Raw genomic sequence first — 19111 nt, 5'->3', positions numbered from 1 at the left:
GCTGTTTACCCGAGGACGGGTCCAGTCGTCTCCTGGGACCGTCTCCGGCGGGCGCGCAGGTACAACGCCGGACCGGAGGCCAGGCCGGTCAGCTCCCGGCGGAGGACCCCGTTCGGCCGACTGCTCCGGGCGCCCAGGCGCTCGTCGGTCCTTGACTTGATCGCCACCATGTGCACCAAGCTGTGGGGGATGCGCTGGAGGACGTCCCACCGCGTCTCTGGATCGACGATGCACTTGGTGGCGAAGGCCGACAGCCCCGTGCCGTAGCCGTACAGCTGGTCGAGCAGCGCTCGGGGGTCGGACCGGTGGTGGTGCCAGACGATGGCGGCGGGCTCGTAGGCGATGGCCCGTCCGGCCCGGAGCACCCGGACGAACGCGTCGAGGTCCTCACCGCCACGGGTCGGGCTCCCGGCACCCAGAGCTGGGTCGAAGCCGCCGAGTGCGATGAGGAACTCCCGATCGAAGGCGAAGTTGGCGCCCGTGCCGAACATGCCGGCCGCGTAGGGGTACAGCGCGTCGCCAGGGCGCGATCGGAGGTCGAACACCTCGCTGTCGCAGCGGGTGGACCACGTCGCTGCCCGGGCGTCGAAGTACTCCTCGGCCGGTCCGGTGATGCTCGCGGTGCAGACGAGACCGGTCACGCAGCCGACGTCGGGCCGTCGCTGGAAGCCCTTGACCAGTCCCTGCACCCAGTCGGCGTCGACTGCGACGTCGTCGTCGGTGTAGGCGATGCGTGCACCGCGTGCTGCAGCGAGGCCGGCGTTGCGAGCCCGGGAGAGGCCCGGCGCGGGTTCTCGAACGTAACGGAAGCGGTCGTCCTCCGCAGCGAGCGCCTCCACGAGGTCCCTCGTGCTCTCGTCCGACGGCGCGTTGTCGACGACGAGGATCTCGAGACGCGGATAGGTGAGCGCTGCCAATCGCTCGAGGCATGCGGCGAGGATGCTGCTGCGGTTGCGCGTGCACACGACCACGGAGACGAGCTCGTCGGCCACCACGCGGTCGGGACACGCCTCGGATGCCGGATCGGGCCGCTGCCCGTCGGGCCCGGAGGGCATCCCCTCTTCCGCGAGGTGCTGGTCGATCCGGTCGCCGTATCGCCTCCTGGCCGTCTCGACGAGGGAGGCGTCGTCGAGGACCCCCGAGGCCAGTGGCAGGGTCACGTACCCGAGGGGCACGCCGTGGAGCCGGACGAGGACCCGGGTCACCTGCTGCCCCGCTGGCTCGAGGACCGACCGCAGCCCGCCACCGTTGGAGAGCTCGAACTCACAGCACCACGTGCCGGCGCCGACGGCCTCGTCGGTCACCTCCTCGTCAGCGGAGTGCACCGACGTCCTCCTCTCGAGAGCAGCCTCGCGTCAGCACCTGTTCAGGACTCCCCGGACGGTGCTCGGTACTGGAAGACCCACACATCACCGGTCTGACGGACCAGGCGCCAGTCGGAACTTGCTGCCATGTCGGTGAGGAGACGCTCGTAGGCCCCGTCGGCAAAGGTCCGGTAGTAGGCGTCGTAGGCGCGCATGGCCGCGGTGAAGACGACATAGACCTCGTCGGGACGTCGGCTCCCGGCCACCGCGGCGACGTCGTCCTCGGTCACCGGAGTGGGCCGCTCGGTGAGGAACGGGTCCGACGGCAGTTCGTCCTGGAGGATCCTTTCCAGCGACGTCTCGTTCTCCTCGTCCTCACCGGTGTAGCGGGCGTAGTCGACCCAGGACCGACCTGGCCAGTCGAGGTTGACCGGGATGACCACGGAGTCCGGCTGCTCCTCCGCCAACCATCGTGAGGTGGCGACGTCCTCGGGCTTGATGAGATTGACCCACCACTGCCCGTAGGTGGACTGGCCCGTGACGGCCACGGTGACGGCGAGCCACAGCGTGCCGCCCACCAGTCCACCGGCCCGTGTCGTCACCGCGCGGGCCAGGGACGGACCCAGGACCGCCGCACTCGCGAGGGTGGAGTAGAGCGTCACCCGGAGAATGGCCTCGCCACCGTAGCTCTGACCTCCGAGCAACAGGAAGGGTGAGAACGCCATGATCGCGGGCACGGCGACGGTTCGCGTCCGCAGGGTCCTCCGCCACCCGAGTCGCCGGGCTCTCGCCAGGAGGACGACGAACGTCGATGACCACAGGAGCACGGCGCTGACCTTCGAGAACAGGCCACCGACGTCTCGTCCGAGGGCCTCGACGGGAGCGACGTTGATGCTGGCGTTCCCGACCGGGTCGAACCCGCTGAAGAGCCCGTACTGTGCGATGGCGGCGTAGTGCGAGAGGACGTACGTCAGCACCAGTGCCGCCATGCCCGCCGGCACCCACCACGGGATGCGGCGGAAGACCGCCAGGGCGATGGCGAGAGCGAGCAACCAGACCGGGGTGAGTTGGTGCGTCACCACGACGCCGGCGTAGATCACCAGGGCCATCACACTCATCGTGCGGTCGCGTCGGGCCTGTGCCAGGGCGACGAGCAGGCCACCGGAGAGGACGATCGCGACGGCCTGCGGTGAGAAGTAGTCCTGACCGACCCAGTTGAAGACGACCACCAGGGCCCCTGCCGCTGCGCAGCCGACCGTCCGCGCGCCAAAGGCGCGGGCGAGCGCGGCGGTGGAGAGTGCCAGGAGAACGTGGACGAGTGGTGTGGTCCAGCGCGCGATCGCGATGGTGGAGACCCCGCTGGCCTCGCCCAGGTAGGCCGTGGCGGCGAACATGCCAGGCCAGTTCATGTAGATGTCGCTGCCTTCCAGGACCTGCTGGTACTCCTGCAGCGCGCTGACCACGCCGATGTGCTTGTAGCTCCAGGCGGCGATCGGCACGGTGTTCACGACGGATGCTGTCGACCGGAAGACCAGAATCAGGACCCCGACCGTCGCCACGACCAGGCCGGAGCGACGTAGGCGCAGGGCGAGGACGAGGGCCACCCCTGCCAGCACGAGGGCCACGGCCAGAGTTCGGGGTCCCGCGACGAGGAGGCCGAGCACGGACGGCTCGGCGTCGTCGACGCGGACGAGGGCGATGATCCAGGCACCTAGGGATCCGCAGAGCGCCAGGACGACCACCACGGCGCCCCGGTCGCTGCGTGGTCGTGGCCTGCGTGCCGACGAGCGGGTGGGGCTGTCGGACCGTAGGGCGAGGAAGCCGGCCAGGCCGGTGACGACAGCGACGACGGCGGTGGCGGTCCGGGGGAACCAGAGGCCGGTCCAGGCCCCGAGCGAGCCCACGGCGATGAGGGCGCAGAGCCCGAGGACGGGGACCAAGGCGACCTTGGTGAGTGGCACGGCGCGGACCCGTCGGAGGACAACCGCTCCCGGCGCCATCAGCCAGAAGGCCGTCAGGACCGTTGCCCTGACGGCTGCGGCCGTGTTGCTGCCGAGCGGAGGCAGGCCGATCAGGACGACGAGGGCCGCCAGTGAGGTCGCCGCGGCCCAACCGGCCAGACGCCGGTCGATGACGCGCTCCTGCTGAGGGACCGGAGGATGGTGGCGTCCGGCCGTCCCGACACGGTTGCGGGGGGTGTCGACAAGCAGCGCCACGTCGAGCCCGGTCGCGGTTCCGTCGACTCGTCCGTGGCGGGACGTACCGGTCCTGCGGGGACGCCACTGGGAGGACAACCGCATGACCAGGCATTCCACCACGGCGTCAGGCGATCGGCTCGCGTTCGGCCGGACCTCACCCGGGCGAGGGTCCGACCGAACGCTCGCCCGACGCCTACGGGTGACCTCCCGTTTGAGGTGGTCGTGACGACACAGCAGACTGCGGGGATTGCGGGGACTGCGGTCGGTGGAGGACGGGTCTCGGAGCTCACGGAGACGACTCGCTCGAGAGGAGGGCACCGGAGGACGGGGCACGGCTCCCTGGTCGCTCCGAGCGGCATGGACAGAGATGCGTTGACCTGTGTCGTCCTGGCGTACCGCGACCCCGCTCACGTCCAGCGACTCGTGGCCGCGCTCGACCCGTTCCCCGTCCTGCTCCACTGTGATGCCCGCACACCCTCGACGGTCTTCCGGGAGATGACCGCCGATCTGCCAGGCCGGGTCACGGTCATGCCGCGCCACGAGACACCCTGGGGGCTCTGGGGGGCGGTGGAGGCCGAACTCGAGGGTTACCGGCTCGCCCTGCACGCCACGGACGCAGGCCACGTGGCGCTGCTCTCGGGGGCGGACTACCCCCTGGTGTCCAGCGGGGTCATCGCCGACGTCCTTAGGTCCATGGAGGGGCGCTCACTGACGTACGCGCGGCCGATGCCCGTACCCGAGTGGGGACGTGACGGCGGCCGTTGGAGGCTGCGGTTCCGGTTCACTGCCTGGAATCGGCACATGGTGTGGGTCCCCGTGCCGCGCCGCATGCCGCAGGGGGTCGTGCCGGCAGGCGGATCCTCGCTCAAGCTGCTGGCCCGGTCACACGTGGCAGCGCTGCTGCGAGCCGTCGAGGAGCGTCCCGACCTCGTGCGACGGTGGCGTCACACGTGGACGCCCGACGAGACGTTCATCCCCTCTCTCCTGCACACGCCGGCCTTCGTCCCGCGCTGGACCGAGGAGCGCGTGCGAGGCAGTGCCTGGGTCATTCGCTGGGTCGGTAGACGACCGCAGAGCCCGCCATGGCTGACCATGGACGACCTCGACGAACTCCGCCAGGAGCTCAGCCGTCCGTCCGACGGCGTCGTCAAGCTCTTCGCCCGCAAGTTCTCGACGGACCGCAGCACTCCGGTCCTGGAGGTAATCGACAGGGAGTTCCGCTCCTCCGGGTTGGTCCCGGCGGGATGGCCGATGACCTCGTCCCCCCAGTGACGGGCGGGGGCTCCATGTACGAGGTCCCGATGGGGGAGGTGGGTGAGGCTCCTCCCGGGAGCACCTCCCGTTCCAACGGTCACCACCCGAGGGTTCCCGTGTCTCCGCTCGCCGAGGAGGCACTCGGTCTCGAGCGGGTGACCGCGGCCGGCGCGCCGGTGCCCACCGGCGAGGTGCCGGCCGTGGGCGCAGGGGATGACGCGGACGATCCCATGGCCGGCCTGTTCGGTCGTGGCCTCCTGTACGTCGTCATCGCGGCGCTGCCCTTCGTCAGCGCCACGGTCGTCTCGCCGATCCTGGCCTACCAGCTCGGCCCCGCGAGCTTCGGGCTCATGGCCTCGGCGATCGCTCTGCACCAGCTGCTGACGGTCCTCGCGATGGTCGGGCTCGACCAGGCCGTGGTCCTGCAACGGGCAGAGGACGAGAACGACAGGGCTGCGCGTGGGCTGCTGGCGTGCGGCATCGTGCTCGCGGTCCTCGTGACGGCGCTCGTGGGCGTCACCAGCCCGTTCTGGAGCAGCGCTCTGGGCTTCCAGGGCGCCGACGGGCTCGTCGCCGCCACGGTCCTGTGGACGGCGCCGGCCGTGACCGTCCAGCTGGTGGTCGCGCTCCTCATGGGGGGAGACCGCCTCAGGGCGTTTGCTGTCGTCTCCTCGTTGTCGACCGTGGGGAGTCAGCTCGTCGGGCTCCTCCTGCTCTTCACGTTGAGCAACGACGTCCAGACCTACGCCTGGGGCGGCGTCCTGGGGCAGGCGGCTGCCATGGTCGTCGGCCTCGTCCTGGTCTGGCCGAGCTGGCGGGGACTGTTCGACCTCCAGGTCTTCCGCCGTGCCCTGGCGCTGGGGTTCCCGCTGATGCTGAGCGGGATCTCCTCGTTCGTCCTTAACGCAGGTGACCGCCTGGTGGTGCAACGCGTGCTCGGGCCCGCGGAAGCCGGCCGGTACCAGATCGCCTACACCGTGGGGTTCATCGCCGTGACGGTCCTGCTGATCACCGGGCAGGCGTGGGCTGCGCAGATCGCGTCGATCAGGGACGACCGCGAGCGCTGGGCCGTCATCGGCCGGTCCCGTGACGAGCTGTACGGGGCCTTCGCGCCGATGGTCCTGGGCGTCATGCTGGCCGCGCCCCTCCTGCTCCGGCTCCTGGCCCCTCCCAGCTTCCAACCAGCCTCGCTCCTCGGTGTGGTGCTGCTGGTGCTGCTGTCGGGGATCCCCGTCATCGCTGCCATGGCGAGCAGCCGGGCTCTCATCACTGCCCGCCGCACACGACCCGTCGCCCTCGCCGCCGGTGTCGCCGCAGTGGTCAACGTCGTCCTGAACCTCGTTCTCGTCCCGCCTCTGGGACTGACCGGGGCAGCGGTGGCGACACTGATCGCCTTCTCCCTGCAGGCGCTCGTCCAGTGGTTCATGCTGCCGAGTGGACTCACCTGGCCCCGCCCTGAATCCCGCCGGGTCCGCCTGCTACTCGTCGTCGTCACGGTGGCCTGGCTGTCCACCTTGGTCCCTCAGGACGTCGTCTGGATCACGGCCCGCACCCTGCTCGCGGCCGCCTGTCTTCCTTGGCTGGTTGCCACGCTGCGGCGCGCCCGCTCCGGGACCGCGGCATCGGAGCCGGCCCGCAGAGGCCGTCACGGGCGTCGTCGCGGCGGCCGTCACCGCGCGTGACTCGTCGGCGCCCTAACTTCTCGGCTACCTTTGATCACACGGGGTGACGTGGAGGCGCCGGCGACGTCCGGCAGGCAGCGAGCGGTGGGGACGGCCATGGACCTCGGGGTGGTGCGCAGGCTGCTCGACGTCTGCACCTGCGGACACCGGAGGGAGCTGCACCAGCACTACCGCCGCGGTACCGACTGTGCAGCGCCCGCCTGCGCCTGCCGGCGCTACCGGCGGGCGGTCCTGCACAGGCAGGTCCCGCACCCCCGGCCGTCCGGCGACGAGCTCAGGTGACCGGGCCGCGCCGGGACAGCCGCCGGCGGGCGAGCAGGTAGCTCACCGCCGTCAGTGCGGTCCCCTCGACGATCGACCACGCGCGAGCGAGGCCGGACGGGTCCCCGGTCACTGCGTCCCGCAGACCACGGCCGACCCCGGCGGGCAGCGTGCGTCGCACGTAGGTGCGCTCGCTGGCGAGAGCGGCGTCGGCGCCGGCCAGCGTGCTCACCAGCGCCTTCGACCGCCCCTCGGCGGCGCAGCGGCGGCGGAAGTAGCGCCGGGTCACCCGGTCCGGCGTGACGACGTGGTCGACCACGGCCCCGGGCTCGAGCAGGATCTGCCCACCCGGGTGACGCTCCGTGGCCCGGATGGAGAGCTCGGTCTCCTCGCAGCCCGCGGCGTCGGCGCCCAGCCGGCCGATGTCGGTCTCGAACCCGCCGATCCCGGCCAGCACCTCGCGCCGGAAGCTCATGTTCGCCCCGATGGGGTTGCGCACGGGCGCCGTGGTCCGGGGAAGGCCCCGGTAGCTGCACCCGACCACCCAGAGGAACTCCTCCGGGAACCAGTTCGGCCGCGGGGCACGCCAGGCCGGACGGACCCAGCCCCCGACGCCGAGCACGTTCCCCGCCTCGTAGGCGCGCAGCATGGCCTCCACCCACCGTGGGTCGGCGGCGGCGTCGTCGTCCAGGAAACCGACGATGTCACCGGTCGCCACGCGCACGCCGGTGTTCCGGGCGTCCGACAGGCCCTGCCTGCCCTCGTTGGGGACCACCCGCACGTCGAGGAAGGCGGCCGTCGCCTTCTCGAGCAGCTCGGGGTTGTGGTCGACGACCAGCACGATCTCGTCCGGCGGCCGGGTCTGGTCGCGCAGGCTCGCCACCGCGGCATCGATCTCGGCCCACCGGTCGAGCGTGTAGGCGCACACGAGCGCGGTGAAGGTGCGCGCCGGCAGGCTTGCCTGGTCCACGTCGGGGGTGGCTGGACTCATCGCACGGGTCTCCGGAGGTGTACGCGCGGACGGGAGGGGCTCGAGCCGGTCCAGCGTGGCCCACGCCGGGCGATGCCGCAGGTCCGGGCTCAGGCCGGGGGCACCGCGGGGATCGGTGCTGGGCGCCTGCGCGCAGTCGCGAGCAGGCCCAGCCCGAGGAGGGCGGTGGCGTAGGCCGGGTAGGGGAGCCGCACCGCCGCCTCGCTCGCCGGCCACAGCAGCGCTGCACCAGGACCGGTGGCCACGTCGCGCAGCAGGTGCAGCACCAGGCCGGCCGCCACGCCGAGCAGCCACCACGCTCGCAGCGCCCCGGCGAGGACGGTGCTGACGGCCACGACGAGCAGGGAGTGCGTCGGCGGCCGACCCCCGTCCACCGCGAAGGCGCCGTCGGTCAGGTAGAGCGGGACGTGGTCGAGGTCGATGGCCACCGCCGCGACCAGCGCCGCCCACCACGCGGCGCGCGGCGTGTGCCGGGGGGCGAGTGCGGCCAGTCCGAGCCAGGCGGTGGCGAGGTGCGCGGGCTCGTCGAGCAGCCCGACCACGGGGACCGGCCACGGCCGGGCGAACTGCACCGCGTCGAGGAGCAGCACCCCGAGCAGGAGGGTGGCCGGCGCCCATCGGGACCACCGGTCCCGCTGCGCGCCGCCCACCCTTCGACCGTAGGCCGCCTGGGGTCAGGCGGTGCGGGCGAGGACCGGCTCCTGCGACGCCCGGGGCGCCGGGACGATCGTGACGACGTCGATCGGAGCCGCGGCCGGCGCGACGCGGGGCACGGCCACCCGACGGCCCTTGCCGTTGACCCGCTCGACCGCGAGCGCCCGCAGCACGCGGAGCCCGTCACGCCAGGTGTTGAGGTTGCTCTCGCCGTGGATGCGCTCGTGCTCGAAGCTCGGCACCTCGGTGATGCGCAGCCCGGCCTTGGCGATCCGCGTGTTGATCAGGGTCTCGATCTCGAAGCCGTCGCCCCACAGCTTGGTGTCCGCGCCGGGGCCGCTGGCGTCGAGTTCGAGTGCCGGCAGGCAGTGCGCCCAGAAGGCGTTGTAGCCGTAGCAGAGGTCGCTGTAGCGCGTGCCGAAGAGCGTGTTGGCGATCCGGTTGAGCCAGCCGTTGCCCCAGGCCCGCGTGCGGGTGATGTCGCTGCTGCCACCACCGGCGGCGAACCGGGTGCCCTTGGCGAAGTCGGCGCCGTCGACCAGCGCGGCGACGTAGGCCGGGATCTCCCCCGGGTCCGCGGAGCCGTCGGCGTCCAGCATGACGACGACGTCACCGGTCACGGCGGCGAAACCGCAGGCCATGGCGTTGCCCTTGCCCTTACGGTTCTGCCGCACGATGCGGACGTCGGGACGCAGCGACCGGGCGACCTCAATGGTGCCGTCGGAGCTGCGGCCGTCGACCACGATGACCTCGTGCAGGTCCTCGGGCAGCAGACCGAAGACGTGCGGGAGGTTCTTCGCCTCGTTGTAGGTGGGGATGACGACGCTCACGCGGGGAGCAGCGCTGCGGAGCAGGGCCTTGCTGTGTGCACGCGACATGGGGCAGTCCTCTGCGGTGTGCCGGGTCGGTTTCGCCACTGCTCGCCACCGGGCTTCAGGCGACCAGTGCGCCCGGTGGGTCAACACTCCCGAGATTGACGGTGATCGACGAGGCCGCCACGCGACGGCTCCCTTGCCGTCCGGGGCTTGTTCGGGCCTGTGTCACCGGCCCCCCGTCACCGCGCGTCGTCGTCCCGCGGTGTGGTCATCAGGATGGGGGACGGACTCGTCCGTGTCCATAGGTTGAGCGCAACATATTGAGCCTTGAAGAGTGGCTTACCTCACGCGAGAAACAGTGACGCTGTGTAGTCGCCTAGACGGGGCACGCACCGGGTTCGTGCGTTTCACCACCCGACAGTGGGTACGGGCCGACCACGCAGTTGATCAGCCGGACGGGGGCGGTGCTCTGTGTTCAGTCGACGTGTGCGGTATGGGACCCCACCGCGGGGGTCGCGACCTCAGTCACCGAGAGTAACGGTGGTGGTACCGACGTACAACGAAGCGGCGAACCTCCCGGAGGTGTTCGCCGCTCTTCCCGACGACATCTGGGAGCTGATGATCGTCGACGGGTGGTCCACGGACGGGACGGTCGAGACGGCGCGTGAACTGCGCCCCGATGCGCGCGTCATCACTCAGACGCGCAAGGGCAAGGGCAACGCGCTGGCGTGCGGCTTCAACAACGCGCGCGGCGACGTCGTCGTCATGATCGACGCCGACGGCTCCACCGACCCGCGGGAGATCCCCTCCTACGTGCAGGTCCTGCTCGACGGAGCGGACTACGCCAAGGGGAGCCGCTTCGCCCGAGGTGGGACCAGCCACGACATCACGCCGGTCCGCAAACTCGGCAACGTCTTCCTCAACACGGTCGTCAACGTCCTCTACCGCACCCGCTACAGCGACCTCTGCTACGGCTACAACGCCTTCTGGCGCGACGTGCTGCCGGTGCTGGGCCTCGACTGTGGTGAGGAGGCGCTGGACATGCGGTGGGGTGACGGCTTCGAGATCGAGACGATTCTCAACGTGCGCGCCGCCAAGGCGGGGCTGCGGATCGTCGAGGTCCCCAGCGTGGAGCAGCCCCGCATGCACGGCGAGAGCAAGCTCAACGCCGTCCGGGACGGGCTGCGCATCCTCCGCGTGATCCTGACGGAGCTGCGCCACCGGCCGCCCTTCGCGGCCAGCCCCGCCGACGCTCCCGGCGAGCCGACGGACCGGTGGCGGCCGAGTGCCGTCGAGGACGCCCACACGACCGAGGTCCCGGTCGGCCAGGCGCCGCCCCAGCGGGACGACACGGAGGAGGAGGGCGCCGCCTGAGCGGCGTGGGGTCAGCCTGCCGCGAGGTGCTCGGCGACGGTGCGCAGCGGGCGGCCGAGCAGTGCGGTGAGCACTCGCGGGCTGCCGGTGAACCCGTGGGCGCGGTACTCGGCGAACATCGCCCGCAGGCAGCGCCGGGCGTAGCTGCCGTCGTCGTCCGGGAGGCCGGCGTCGACGGCGGTCACGTCGCGCCCGAGGTGGGTGGTGAGCAGCGCGGCGACGTCGGGGGCGGTGAGTTCCCGCGGGCCGGCCGCCTCGAACGTGCCGCTGTCGAGGCCGTCCTCGGTGAGCAGCACGGCGGCGGCCTCGGCGACGTCGCGCAGGTCGACGAAGGACTGCGCCGCCTGCAGGCCCCACGGGCTGGGCAGCTGTCCGGTGTCCGCGGCGGCGGGGACGGCGGCGTCGAGGTTGTCGGCGTAGGCGCACGGCTGCAGCACCCGCCAGCGGGCACCGGTGCCGGCAACGACGGCGTCGAGCGCCTCCTCGACGCGGTCCTTGGCGGCGTGGTGCGGCATCGAGCGCGCCTGCGGGCGCAGCACGGAGTGGTAGACCAGCCGGCCGACCCCGGCGCGGGCCGCGGCGCGCAGCACGGCCGGCGCGCCGGTCGCCTCCCGCGGGTCGAAGTTCGGCCAGACGAGGTACAGCGCATCGGCACCGGCCAGCGCGGGGGAGAGGTCGCCGGTGAGGTCGGCGACGACGACCTCCGCGCCCAGCGCGTCGAGCTCCGGGCGGGGACGCGCGGTGGCGACGACGGCGCGCACCCGCTCGCCACGCGCCCGCAGCGCGCCCACGACCGCGGTGCCGGTGGGGCCACCTGCAGCGGTCACGACGATCACCGGCTCGACTCTAAGTCGGACGTCCTCGTCCGGGGACGGTGCGTGACTAGAACCCGCGTCCTGGGTACCGGTCGATCACCACGGGGGCCGGGCCGGCGGCTGGGGGAGACGTGCCGTGGTGGGGATGGGCGCTCCTGGCGTGGGTCTCCCTCGCGCTGGTGCTCGGCGTGGTCCTCGGCCGGATGATCCGGACAGCGGAGCGCATGGAGTCTCGCGACCGGTGGCGCCAGCAGGACTCACCCCACGACCGCCAGGCCTCGTGAAGAGGTCGGCACCGATGCGGGTCACCTGGTGGGGGTGGTCGTGTGGGGCGTCCGGCGATGACGCGGCTACCGTCCTGCGGGTGATCCGCTGGACCTGTGCCCTGGTCGTGAGCTCGGTGCTGTCCGGCTTCGCCTTCCTGCTCCTGACCGGCGAGTACGTGAACGAGGGCCCCGTCCTGGTGCCGGTCGTGCCGGATCACGGGCTGCACGTGGGGGACGTGTTCATCCTCGCCGGGTGGGCGGTGGCCCTGGCGTTGCTGCTCGTCCTGACGCGGACGCACCGGCGACCGGAGCGCGACGGGAGCCTGCAGCGCGGTGGGGCCTGCTGAGTCCGTCGTCCACAGCCCGGGGGGTCTCGGCGGTGTGCCCTGCGGCCTCGCGGTGACGGTGGGCGACCATGGTCGGGTGCGGGGGACGTGGGTGCGGGCCGGCGCGCTGGCCGTCGTCCTCGGCATCGTCACGGTCGTGGCGGTGACCGTAGACCTGCCGGAAGTGACCACGGTGCGCGGGTGGGTCGACCGCGCCGGCGTGCTCGGGCTGGTCCTGCTCGCGGTGGGGGTGGGCCTGGCGCTGGTCGGGCCGGTGCCGCGGACGGCGCTGTCGGTGCTGCTCGGCGTCGTCCTGGGGTTCTGGGGCGGCCTCACGGTCGCCCTGGCCGGGGGGATGGTCGGTGCGCTGGCCGCCTTCGCGCTGTCCCGGGCGCTCGGTCGCCAGGCCGTGACCCGACTGGTCGGCCCTCGGCTGGCCACCGTCGATCGGGTGCTGGCCGACCGGGGGTTCGCGGCGGTCCTGGCCGGCCGGCTGCTGCCGGTGGTGCCGTTCAGCGTGCTGAGTCACGCGGCGGGGTTGAGCGCGGTGCCGCTCGCGCCCTACGTCGCCGCAACGGCGCTGGGCCTGCTGCCGAGCACGGTGCTGCAGGTGGGGGTGGGGGCTTCGGTGCCCCAACTGACGCAGTGGGCCGCGCGGGCCGGGTCGCCCGAGGTCGCAGCCGCGTCGGTGGTCGTGGTGGCCGTCCTCGGGGTCGTGGTCGTGTCGCGGCGCCGAGCGCGGCGCCAGGCGACAACGAAACAGTAGCGATACGTCCCGGCGTCATCACGCAACGCACACGGGTTGTCTACCCTCGTGCGCATGCGGGGACTGGACCTGGAACGCCCACCGCGGTGGGGGATCGTCGCTCTCCTCGCACTCGTGCTGGTCAACGCGGCCGTCTTCGCCGGGATGGCGCTGCGCCCCGCGGCCGAGGACCCCTACGGGCCCACGCGTCTGGCCGCCGCATCCGCCCCGACCCCGGCTCCGGCGGCGGGTACCCCTGCTCCGGTGGATGCGGCGACCTCGCCGGAGCCCGCGTCGACGCCCGTCCTCGCCGTCTACGGCGACGGGTACGCCGCCGGCAACCCGTCGGGCGGCCTCGGGCCGGCGGGCTGGCCGGCCCAGGTCGCCGCGTCGGTCGGGGCCGAACTGTCGCTGCACGCAGTCGCGCGGGCCGGTTACGCCGCACTGGGGGTGACCGGAGAGGACCTGCCGGCGGTGGTGCGCGCGAACCCGGTCCCGGACGCGGCGGTGACCGTCCTCTTCGGCAGCCGCAACGACGGCGACGAGTCCACCCCCGCGGTGGAGGCCAACGCCTCGGCGGCCATCGCGGCGGTGCGCCAGCAGGCACCCGACACGGTGCTGCTCGTCGTCGGGCCGGTCTGGAGCGACGGGGACGTCCCGGCCGGGGTGGTGGCCGCGCGCGACGCCGTCCGGTCCGCCGCCGAGGCCGCCGGCGCGGAGTTCGTCGACCCCGTCGCCGAGGGATGGTTCGCCGACGTCACCGGGCTGATCGCGACGGACGGCGTCTCGCCCACCGACCAGGGGCACGCCTACCTCGCGGAGCGGATCGCTCCCGCGGTGGAGGCGGCACTCGCCGGGACCTCCGGCCCGACCGCCTGACGCCGGCGGCCGGCTAGCGGCATCAGCGCCGGCGGCTCAGCGGCGGGCGGCGACGGGCCGCGGGCGGGGCGCCGACGGCGAGGTCGATCCTCGCCGTGGCCGGGCCGGCGGTCGGCAGCGGGGCGTCGGCCCGGGGCGCGGGCACGGGCGCCGGGGTGCCCGCCCGGACGCCGGCGCGCGTGTCGCACAGGGCCTGCAGCAGCGGGATCAGCGAGGCGAAGACCTGCTCGCCGACCTCCTGGTGGACCGACGGCCGCTGGCCGATCGGGTCGCGGACGTCGTCGGCGTCGCGGTCCGCGCGACGGCGGGTGGCTCGCTGCGCACCGAGGGCGGCCACCAGCGCCCGTGCCCGCTCGTCGAGGCGGGACACCGGCGGCAGGGCCGAGACGTCGACGCGCTGGAGCAGGTCGCCGGCCTCCCGCAGCGTGTAGGCGCGGAACATCACGCGCGGCGCCAGCTTGAGGACCTCGCGGCGGTGGCGCCGGGTCATGGTCAGGACCAGGTCGGCCGACTCGATCATCTCGCCGGTGAGCTGCTGGGCGGAGAAACCCGACGGATCCCCGCCGAGTCCGGCCAGCACCAGGGCGGAGGACGGCTCCATGCCCTTGCCGACGACGGCGTGCGTCCCGGCGCTGCTCGTGCCCACGGCCGCCGCGGACGCCCCCAGCGCGTCGTCGAGGAACGCCCGTGTCAGCCGCTCCCCCATGGGGGAGCGGCAGATGTTGCCCGTGCACACGAAGAGGATCCGCACGGAGGCAGTGAACAGCCGACACGACCGCACGTGCGGGAGGCCACAGGGGGCGTCGCTCGCACGACCGGTCGGCTGAACCTCCCGCCCCGCCCGTAACAGTGTGTGCGAGCACGAGCACAGAGGGGTTACACGAAACCGGACTGACCGGTATCGTCCGAACCGCTCCCTCACTCGTCTGGGGGACGGGACGCGGACCCGCCGGTCGGTGTCCGGCTCACGAGCGGGGAGACGCGTGGACCTGAAGGACGTGCTGCAGGCGGTCCGGTCGGGGTGGTGGCTGCTGGTCGCGGCCGTGCTCCTCGCCGTGGCCGCGGCCGGTGCCCTCACCTGGATGGCCACGCCGCTGTACGCCTCGTCCACCCAGCTGTTCGTGTCGACGTCGTCGTCCACCGACACCTCCACCGCCTACCAGGGCAACCTCTTCTCCCAGCAGCGGGTCACCTCGTACGCCCAGCTCCTGACCGGCGAGCAGCTCGCCGCCCGGGTCGTCGAGGAGCTGGGCCTGGACCTCACCCCGGCCGAGGTGGCGGCCAAGGTGACCGCCACCGCCGTCCCGGAGACGGTTATCCTGGACGTCACGGTCACGGACGTCTCCCCGCAGCGGGCGCAGGACATCGCCACGTCGCTGGGCCGCCAGTTCACCCAGCAGGTGCTCGAGCTCGAGACGCCGGAGGGCGGGACGGCTTCCACCGTCAAGGTGACGATCGTCGAGGCCGCCGACCTGAACGAGGCGCCCGTCAGCCCCGACGCCGTCCGCAACCTGGCGCTGGGAGGGGTCCTCGGCCTCCTGCTCGGGCTGGGTCTCGCGCTCCTCCGGTCGCGCCTGGACAACACGGTCAAGTCGGCGGAGGAGGTCCGGGAGCTGGCCGGTGTCGGCGTCATCGGCACGGTGCTGGAGGACCCGCGCCTCGCCGAGGAGCACCTGGTCGCCGACCTCGACGAGCACTCGGTCAGCGCCGAGGCCTACCGGGCGGTCCGCACCAACCTGCAGTTCCTCAACGTCGATCACCCGCCGCGCGTCATCGTCATCTCCAGCTCCATCCCCGGTGAGGGCAAGTCGACGCTCGCGGTGAACCTGTCCACGGTGCTCGCCCAGCAGGGCAGCCGGGTCATGCTCATCGAGGCCGACCTCCGCCGTCCCCGGGTCACCCGGTACATGGGTCTCATCAGCGGGGCAGGACTGACCAACGTGCTGGCCGGCACCGCGGCTCTGCACGAGGTGGCGCAGCCCTGGGGCGACGGCAAGCTCACCGTGCTCGGCGCCGGGCCGATGCCGCCGAACCCGAGCGAGATGCTCGGATCGGCGCAGATGCGCGTGCTCCTCGACGAGCTGCGGGACACCCACGACTTCGTCGTCATCGACGCCCCGCCGCTCCTCCCGGTCACCGACGCCGCCGTGCTGTCGGTGCTCTCCGACGGCTGCGTCATCTCGACCCGCCACGGGGTGACCCGGCGCGAGGAGCTCGCCGAGTCCGCCGCCGTCCTGCAGCGCATCGACGCCAAGCTCCTCGGCGTGGTGCTCAACCGGGTGCCGCAGTCGACCGGCACGGCGCGCGGCTACGGCTACGGCTACAGCTACGAGGCCGACCCCGGCCGGGAGCTGACCGCCGACACCGGCAACATGGCCATCCCCCGGCCGCTGCGCGGGCGCTCACGCCGGCGGTTCGAGGTGACCGGCCCGCTCCCCCCGGTGCCGACCAGGCGCTGACCAGGCACACGAGCGGCCCGTGGTCGCACCCGGGGGGAGGACTGCCCCCGAACTGATACGGAACGGTACTTCACGAATTGCGTTGCTCTGGCGCGCTCACGGGACGGGGGTCGGGATGACGGACAGGCGCGCGGCCTGGCGCTGGCGCATGCGGCGCTGGGGTCTGCTGGGCATGGACACGGCGCTGCTCGTCGGCGCGCTGTGGCTCGCCTGCGCGGCCCGCTACGAGGGCGCCGTCGAGCACATCGACGGCCGTGGACTCCTCCTCGTCGGCGCCACCGGCGCGGTCACCTACGTGCTGCTGTCGTCGCTGCTCCGGCTGCACCACGGCCGGTACCCGGTGGGGAGCGCGGACGAGCTCTCCGCCATCGCGGTCGCCGTGGCCTTCGTGACCACGGTGGAGATGGGCGTGGACGTCGCCGGTGGGGCGCCGCGGCTGGTCCCCCTCTCGGCCGTTCCGGTGGCCGCCGCCGTCGCCCTGGTCTGCACGGCGGCGGTGCGCCTGGCCGTGCGCCGCCAGCGCGAGGGCGCCGCCCGCCCGACGGCCGGGGAGCGCACCCTCGTCTTCGGCGCCGGCGACGCCGGCCACCAGCTCGTGCGCTCAATGCTGACCAACCCGGCGAGCACCTACCTCCCCGTCGGGCTGCTCGATGACGACCCCCGCAAGCGGCACACCCGCATCCGCGACGTCGAGCTGCTGGGCGGGCGGGACGACGTCGCCGAAGCAGCCGTCGCCACGGCCGCGACGACGCTGGTGATCGCGCTGCCGCTGGCCGACAGCTCGACGATCCGCGACCTCTCCGGCCGCGCGGTGGCCGCCGGCCTGACGGTCAAGGTCGTCCCGCCCCTCGCCCAGCTGCTGGACCGGGGCGACGTCGGCATCCGCGACGTGCGGGACATCGACATCGCCGACCTGCTCGGCCGGCGGCAGATCGACACCGACGTCGAGGAGATCGCCGACTACCTCCGGGGCAGGCGCGTGCTCGTCACCGGCGCCGGCGGCTCCATCGGGGCGGAGCTGTGCCGACAGATCTCCCGCTTCGCTCCCGCGGAGCTGATCATGCTGGACCGCGACGAGTCGGCGCTGCACGCCGTGCAGCTCAGCATCCACGGCGAGGCGCGCCTGGACCTGCCCGAGGTCGTGCTGGCCGACATCCGCGACTCGGAGACGGTCTACGACCTGTTCCTCGCGCGGCGGCCGCACGTGGTCTTCCACGCGGCGGCGCTCAAGCACGTGAACATGCTCGAGCAGTACCCCGACGAGGCATGGAAGACGAACGTCCTCGGGACGCGCAACGTGCTGGCGGCGGCCACGGCCATCGGGGTCGGCCACTTCATCAACGTCTCCACGGACAAGGCCGCGGACCCGGTCAACGTGCTGGGCCGCACCAAGCGGCTGGCCGAGCAGCTCACCGCGGCCTACGCGGCCCTCAACGAGGGCAGGTACCTCTCGGTGCGCTTCGGCAACGTGCTGGGCAGCCGCGGCTCGGTGCTCACCACGTTCGCCGCGCAGATCGCCCGGGGTGGTCCCATCACCGTGACCGACCCCGAGGCCACGCGCTACTTCATGACCATCCCCGAGGCCGTCCAGCTGGTCATCCAGGCCGGCGTCATCGGTCGCGGCGGCGAGGCGCTCGTGCTGGACATGGGCGAGCCCGTGCGGATCGCGGACGTCGCCCGCCAGCTCGTCGAGATGTCGGGGCGCGACCTGGAGATCGTCTACACGGGGCTGCGTCCGGGGGAGAAGCTCCACGAGGAGCTCTTCGGTGCTGCCGAGGCCGCGTCCAGGGACGCGCACCCGCTGATCAGCCACGTGCCGGTCCCGCCGCTCGAGGACTGGCAGCTCAGCCGCATGGGCCGCCGTGCGTCCGACGTCTGGGCCACGACGGACGCGTCGGCCGCGGTCCTGTGGGCCGACGAGGAGGTGACCCGGTGACCATCACGCCGACCCGTGCTCCCTCACGGATCCTCCTGTCCTCACCGGACGTGGGACCGCGGGAGGAGGAGCTGGTGCTCGAGGCCGTGCGGTCGGGCTGGATCGCGCCCCTCGGACCCATGGTGGACGCCTTCGAGGAGCGGATCGCCGAGCGCTGCGGCCGTGCGCACGCCGTTGCGCTCTCCTCCGGTACCGCCGCACTCCACCTGGGGCTGCTCGAGCTCGGCGCCCGGCCCGGCACCGTGGTCGTCGTCCCGACGATGACGTTCGCGGCCACGGCGAACGCCGTCGTCTACACCGGGGCCACGCCCGTCTTCGTCGACTGCGACGAGAACGGCAACCTGCACCCCGGCCTGCTCGAGACGGCGCTCGAGGAACTGGCCGAGCAGGGTGAGACGGTGGCCGCCGTGATCGCGGTGGACCTGCTGGGGAGGTGCGCCGACTACGCCGCCATCGTGCCGGTCTGCGAGCGCTTCGGCGTCCCGGTGCTCTCGGATGCCGCGGAGTCACTCGGCGCCTCCCACGACGGCCGGCCGGCCGGCTCCTTCGGCCACGTGGCCGCCGTGTCCTTCAACGGCAACAAGATCATGACCACCAGTGGTGGTGGCATGCTCCTGACCGACGACGCCGACCTCGCTGCCCGCGTCCGCTACCTGAGCACCCAGGCCCGCCAGCCGGCCGTGCACTACGAGCACACGGAGGTCGGCTACAACTACCGACTCAGCAACGTCCTCGCCGCGCTGGGGCTCGCCCAGCTCGAGCGGCTGGACGAGATGATCGCGCGGCGCCGCCGGCTCCGGGAGCTGTACGCGCTCCTCTTCGCCGGCCGTCCAGGGGTGCGGGTCTTCCAGCGAACGGGGGACGAGGCGGACAACTGCTGGCTCACCGCGGTCGTCGTCGACCCGGCACGGGCCGGTTGGTCGACCGACGACCTGCGTCGTGCTTTAGACGCGTCGAACATCGAGTCGCGCCCGCTGTGGAAGCCGATGCATCGCCAGCCAGTGTTCAAGGGGACAAGGTCGCTACTTAGTGGGGCCGCGGATGGACTCTTCGCTGAAGGCCTCACCTTGCCTAGTGGTTCAGCCATCACGGCGCAGGACCACCGCGTCGTGTTGGCGACGATTCGGGCGTTCCTGCATGGGCAGCGTTGAG

Annotated in this window: 16 protein-coding genes; 9 read left to right on the top strand and 7 right to left on the bottom strand. The window is 72.7% G+C overall.

Annotation, left to right across the window (positions count from 1 at the left end; genetic code table 11):
* Window positions 1–5 precede the first annotated feature (5 nt).
* Complete coding sequence (locus ACI8AD_RS03300; RefSeq protein ID WP_456869125.1) at window positions 6–1325, bottom strand: glycosyltransferase; 1320 nt, start codon at window positions 1323–1325, stop codon at window positions 6–8.
* A gap of 41 nt (window positions 1326–1366) precedes the next feature.
* Window positions 1367–3520, bottom strand: coding sequence for a hypothetical protein (locus tag ACI8AD_RS03295; protein WP_456869124.1), 2154 nt, complete (start codon window positions 3518–3520; stop codon window positions 1367–1369).
* Between the two features lie 405 nt (window positions 3521–3925).
* On the opposite strand from ACI8AD_RS03295, the gene ACI8AD_RS03290 reads away from it, so the two are divergent.
* Both ACI8AD_RS03290 and ACI8AD_RS03285 read left to right on the top strand, forming a co-directional pair.
* Window positions 3926–4774, top strand: coding sequence for a beta-1,6-N-acetylglucosaminyltransferase (locus ACI8AD_RS03290; protein WP_456869123.1), 849 nt, complete (start codon window positions 3926–3928; stop codon window positions 4772–4774).
* A gap of 98 nt (window positions 4775–4872) precedes the next feature.
* Window positions 4873–6438 carry a lipopolysaccharide biosynthesis protein gene (locus ACI8AD_RS03285; protein WP_456869122.1) on the top strand — a complete coding sequence of 522 codons (1566 nt, stop codon included), beginning with the start codon at window positions 4873–4875 and terminating at the stop codon, window positions 6436–6438.
* A gap of 274 nt (window positions 6439–6712) precedes the next feature.
* Here the strand turns inward: ACI8AD_RS03285 and ACI8AD_RS03280 are convergent, their stop codons facing one another.
* The 3 genes from ACI8AD_RS03280 to ACI8AD_RS03270 form a co-directional block, all read right to left on the bottom strand.
* A complete protein-coding gene (locus ACI8AD_RS03280; protein ID WP_456869121.1) occupies window positions 6713–7669 on the bottom strand; it encodes a glycosyltransferase family 2 protein in 957 nt (318 codons plus the stop codon).
* Window positions 7670–7779: 110 nt separating this feature from the next.
* Window positions 7780–8340 (bottom strand): metal-dependent hydrolase, encoded by a 561-nt coding sequence (locus ACI8AD_RS03275; protein ID WP_456869120.1) that lies wholly within the window; start codon window positions 8338–8340, stop codon window positions 7780–7782.
* A 24-nt stretch (window positions 8341–8364) separates the two neighbouring features.
* The gene (locus tag ACI8AD_RS03270; protein WP_456869119.1) at window positions 8365–9222 is read right to left on the bottom strand and encodes a glycosyltransferase family 2 protein; all 858 of its coding nucleotides are present in this window, start codon (window positions 9220–9222) and stop codon (window positions 8365–8367) included.
* Between the two features lie 477 nt (window positions 9223–9699).
* Between ACI8AD_RS03270 and ACI8AD_RS03265 the strand changes: the two genes are divergently transcribed.
* Window positions 9700–10533, top strand: a complete 834-nt coding sequence (locus ACI8AD_RS03265) for a glycosyltransferase family 2 protein (protein WP_456869118.1) — start codon at window positions 9700–9702, stop codon at window positions 10531–10533.
* Between the two features lie 11 nt (window positions 10534–10544).
* On the opposite strand, the gene ACI8AD_RS03260 is transcribed toward ACI8AD_RS03265, so the two are convergent.
* The gene (locus ACI8AD_RS03260; protein ID WP_456869117.1) at window positions 10545–11369 is read right to left on the bottom strand and encodes an SDR family oxidoreductase; all 825 of its coding nucleotides are present in this window, start codon (window positions 11367–11369) and stop codon (window positions 10545–10547) included.
* Window positions 11370–11712: 343 nt separating this feature from the next.
* On the opposite strand from ACI8AD_RS03260, the gene ACI8AD_RS03255 reads away from it, so the two are divergent.
* The 3 genes from ACI8AD_RS03255 (at window position 11713) to ACI8AD_RS03245 (ending at window position 13564) form a co-directional block, all read left to right on the top strand.
* On the top strand, window positions 11713–11961 hold the full coding sequence (locus ACI8AD_RS03255) for a hypothetical protein (protein ID WP_456869116.1): 249 nt from the start codon (window positions 11713–11715) through the stop codon (window positions 11959–11961).
* A gap of 76 nt (window positions 11962–12037) precedes the next feature.
* Window positions 12038–12706 carry a TVP38/TMEM64 family protein gene (locus ACI8AD_RS03250; RefSeq protein ID WP_456869115.1) on the top strand — a complete coding sequence of 223 codons (669 nt, stop codon included), beginning with the start codon at window positions 12038–12040 and terminating at the stop codon, window positions 12704–12706.
* Window positions 12707–12760: 54 nt separating this feature from the next.
* Window positions 12761–13564 carry an SGNH/GDSL hydrolase family protein gene (locus tag ACI8AD_RS03245; RefSeq protein WP_456869114.1) on the top strand — a complete coding sequence of 268 codons (804 nt, stop codon included), beginning with the start codon at window positions 12761–12763 and terminating at the stop codon, window positions 13562–13564.
* Window positions 13565–13586: 22 nt separating this feature from the next.
* Here ACI8AD_RS03245 and ACI8AD_RS03240 read toward each other — a convergent pair whose 3' ends face one another.
* Window positions 13587–14315: an arsenate reductase/protein-tyrosine-phosphatase family protein gene (locus tag ACI8AD_RS03240; protein WP_456869113.1), complete on the bottom strand. Its 729-nt coding sequence runs from the start codon at window positions 14313–14315 to the stop codon at window positions 13587–13589.
* Window positions 14316–14547: 232 nt separating this feature from the next.
* On the opposite strand from ACI8AD_RS03240, the gene ACI8AD_RS03235 reads away from it, so the two are divergent.
* The 3 genes from ACI8AD_RS03235 to ACI8AD_RS03225 all read left to right on the top strand — a co-directional run bounded on the left by ACI8AD_RS03235 (window position 14548) and on the right by ACI8AD_RS03225 (window position 19110).
* Window positions 14548–16023 (top strand): polysaccharide biosynthesis tyrosine autokinase, encoded by a 1476-nt coding sequence (locus ACI8AD_RS03235; RefSeq protein ID WP_456869112.1) that lies wholly within the window; start codon window positions 14548–14550, stop codon window positions 16021–16023.
* A 115-nt stretch (window positions 16024–16138) separates the two neighbouring features.
* Window positions 16139–17959 carry a polysaccharide biosynthesis protein gene (locus ACI8AD_RS03230; protein WP_456869111.1) on the top strand — a complete coding sequence of 607 codons (1821 nt, stop codon included), beginning with the start codon at window positions 16139–16141 and terminating at the stop codon, window positions 17957–17959.
* Window positions 17932–19110, top strand: a complete 1179-nt coding sequence (locus tag ACI8AD_RS03225; RefSeq protein WP_456869110.1) for a DegT/DnrJ/EryC1/StrS family aminotransferase — start codon at window positions 17932–17934, stop codon at window positions 19108–19110. The genes ACI8AD_RS03230 and ACI8AD_RS03225 overlap by 28 nt, the downstream gene beginning before the upstream one ends.
* The last annotated feature ends 1 nt before the right edge of the window (window position 19111 follow it).

The organism is Geodermatophilus sp. SYSU D00766 (genome assembly GCF_054049915.1).
Note: the sequence above shows the minus strand (reverse complement) of the source record. Positions and strands in the feature narration are given on the sequence as shown.